A 2,910-nucleotide genomic window follows, 5' to 3' on the forward strand; every position below is an offset into this window, starting at 1 on the left:
GTCCTCGACTACGCCCGCACGGAGTGGCGCGGCTACTGACCCCACCATCTGGCGCCTGAACACGATGGCTGTGTCAGGAGAGAGTCCGCTCATGGCGCAAACCTCTTGATCAACGGGGTGGAGTGGGTGCGGACGGGGAAAGGGTGGAGGCATGTTTGGGATGCGGAAGGCTTGGGAGCGCGAATTGGGCGCCGCTGTCGACGAGTTGGTGGCGGCTGACACGCTCGCCTTTGGTGGGGTGGGGATCGCGGGCACGCTGTTGCCGGTGACCGAGGCGTACCACCGGGTCGAGGCGGCCCTCGGCGACCACCCCGAGGAGGTACGCCGCCAGCTCGACCGGGTGCTGGCAGACGGCACACCCGCCGGCCGGGCGTACGCGGCCACGCTGCTGGAGCGGGTCGACCCGGAGGTGGCCCGAGCGGCCTGGACGTCGCTGCGGGACGACCCGAGCGAGTTCACCACCTTCGTCGGCTGCGTGATGGACCGCGAAACCCTGGGCACCTACGCCAGCCGGCGGCTCGCCGCAGCATGATCCATTTGCCGGTCGGTGCCACCCGACTGGTCGTGCCGGTCGCCGGCAACGCGCCGGACGTTGCGAGCCGTGAGCCCGCCGGCCACCGCGCCGCGTCCGACCGGCCCGCCGGCGATGCCACCGGCGGACGCACCCGACAGCCTCCGTCAGCTGAGCTGTCGGCCACAGCGCGGGCCTTCCTGGTGCCGAGGGTTGTTACCGTCTGCGCCGACGTACCTGGGGAGGTGGTCGGGTGGACACGCTGGTGACGTGCCTGGTGGCGGCTGTTGCCGTACTCGCGGTGGTCGTGGTCGTCGTGTGGGCACGCCGACGGCCGACGGGCCGGCCGGACGGCCAGCCGGCGGAGCCACCGCGCGACGGCCCGCTCCGCCTGACCCCGGGCGACAGCGTGCGGATCCGCGAGCGGGAGTACGCGGTGAGAGCCACGATCCGTCTGGTCGAGGGCGACTGGAGTTGGGTGCAGCACCTCCTCGACGGCGACTCCGGCACCCGCCACCGGCTCTCCGTGGAGGCCGGCCTCGAACTCGAGCTGGTGTTCTGGACCGCCGAACCGGGCGCGACCGTCACCCCGGGCGCCCCGACCATCGAACTCGGCGGGCGGCGCTACACGTGGGCCGAGACCGGGCAGGCGCGTTACACCGCCACCGGAGAGACCGAGTTGCCGTCGACCGGGACGATGCGCTACCACGACTACCAGTCCGGTGCCGCCGCGCGGCTCTCCTTCGAGGCGTACGGCGAAGAGGGCTGGCAGGTCGCCCGCGGTGACCTGCTCGACCCCGCCGACCTGGCGATCCTCCCGCCCCGTTCCTGACGCCACCGAGCCGGACCGGGCGGACGCGCCGGGCTCGTCACGGCATGCCGAACTGGCCGGTTGTCGATACGGTGTGGGCGCGATCTTAGGGAAGGAGAATCGTGGTCGATTCCCAGAGCACGCCGGCCCGTCAGCGGCCATCCATTGTGTCGATTTCCAGTTACCTGCTCTTCCTGTTCCTGGCGCTCCAGGTGATCAGTCTGATCATCACGCTCAGCACCTTCGGCAAGACGCGGGACGCGCTCCGTGCGGCGTACGCGGACAGCGCCACCGATGGTGACCAGGTGGCCGACGTCTTCGCCGTCGTCGGCATCGGCGGGAGCATCGTCCTGCTGCTGCTCGCGGTCGTGCTGGGCGTGCTGGCCCTGTTCAACAACCAGGGCCGCAACGGCGCCCGGATCACCACCTGGATCGTCGGCGGCATCATGGTCTGCTGCGTGGGCGGTGGCCTGCTCAGCAACGCGGCCGGCGGCTTCAACACCGGTGGCGGGACCACCGGCGACGGGCCGAGCCCCGAGGAGATCCAGCGCCGCCTGGAGGAGGCCCTGCCCTCCTGGGTCACCCCGGTCAGCCTCCTGCTCGGCGTGCTCAGCCTGATCGCGCTGATCGCGGCGCTGGTCCTGCTGGCGCTGCCCAAGGCCAACCCGTTCTTCCGCAAGCCCACCGCGGGCTGGGAGCCGCCCACCCCGGGCGCCAGCTACCCGGGCCACCCGCAGGCGCCCGGTCAGCCGGGTTATCCGCAGGCATCGGCTGAGCCGGGTTATCCGTCGAGTGGGGAGCCGAGCTACCCGCCGCCACCGACCGCGAACCGGCCGGACGACACGCCGCCAACGGACCGGCCCGGGTCAAACCCGCCGCCGACCAGCTGACGGCTCGATAAGCACGACGCCGACGATCCCTCCGAGTAGGTTGCAACCCGACGCCTACCGGAGGGATTCGTCGTGTCGTACCCGGAATCGGCACCGGCCCGCCGGCCCGCCGCCGTCCTGTCGGCCGTGACCGTGCTGTCGGTGATGGCTGTCGCCGCGCTCGCGTACGCAGTGGTCGACCTGGTGGTGCTGGGCGGCACGGTCGACGCGTTCCGCTCCGCCGCCCGCGACACCTCGGCGAGCCCGGAGCAGATCGACGACGTGGTGACTCTGCTCCGCGCGTCCGCGGTGCTGTCGGCGGTGGTGGCGGTGCTCTCCGCGCCGTTGCTCGCCGGCCTGGCCCTGGGGCTGCTGACCGGTCGCAACGGTGTCCGGGTGGCGACCTGGGTGGTCAGCGGGCTCGGCCTGCTCGCCGGCTGCTGCAGCGTGGCGGTGGTCGTCGGCGAACGGTCCGCGCCACTGCAACTGGGCTCCGGCGAGCAGGCTCTCGCCGAGTTGCTCGGTCTGATCGGCGACGCGTACCCGTCCTGGTGGATCCCGCTCAACGCCGGGCTTTCCGTCGCACAGGCGCTCGGTTACCTTGTAGTAGCTATGCTGCTGGCGCTGCCGGCGGCGAACAGCTGGTTCGGCCGCCACCGCTCCACGGCACCAACCGCACCGCCCATGTTCACGCCCTGTCTCTTATACACCTCTGACGC

The 2,910-nt window shown here is 71.6% G+C and carries 4 protein-coding genes; all 4 read left to right on the forward strand.

Features of this window, described 5'->3' with window-relative positions; genetic code table 11:
* The first annotated feature begins 151 nt into the window (after window positions 1-151).
* Window positions 152-532 (forward strand): hypothetical protein, encoded by a 381-nt coding sequence (locus tag DLJ58_RS00185; protein WP_124853307.1) that lies wholly within the window; start codon window positions 152-154, stop codon window positions 530-532.
* 232 nt (window positions 533-764) lie between these two features.
* Window positions 765-1,343: a DUF4178 domain-containing protein gene (locus tag DLJ58_RS00190; protein ID WP_124853308.1), complete on the forward strand. Its 579-nt coding sequence runs from the start codon at window positions 765-767 to the stop codon at window positions 1,341-1,343.
* Between the two features lie 101 nt (window positions 1,344-1,444).
* The gene (locus DLJ58_RS00195; protein WP_124853309.1) at window positions 1,445-2,212 is read left to right on the forward strand and encodes a hypothetical protein; all 768 of its coding nucleotides are present in this window, start codon (window positions 1,445-1,447) and stop codon (window positions 2,210-2,212) included.
* 72 nt (window positions 2,213-2,284) lie between these two features.
* Window positions 2,285-2,910: hypothetical protein (locus DLJ58_RS00200; RefSeq protein ID WP_244218716.1), on the forward strand; the 626-nt coding region annotated here is incomplete at its 3' end.

The organism is Micromonospora arida, from assembly GCF_003857035.1.
In the GTDB taxonomy this organism is placed as follows: Bacteria; Actinomycetota; Actinomycetes; order Mycobacteriales; family Micromonosporaceae; genus Micromonospora; species Micromonospora arida.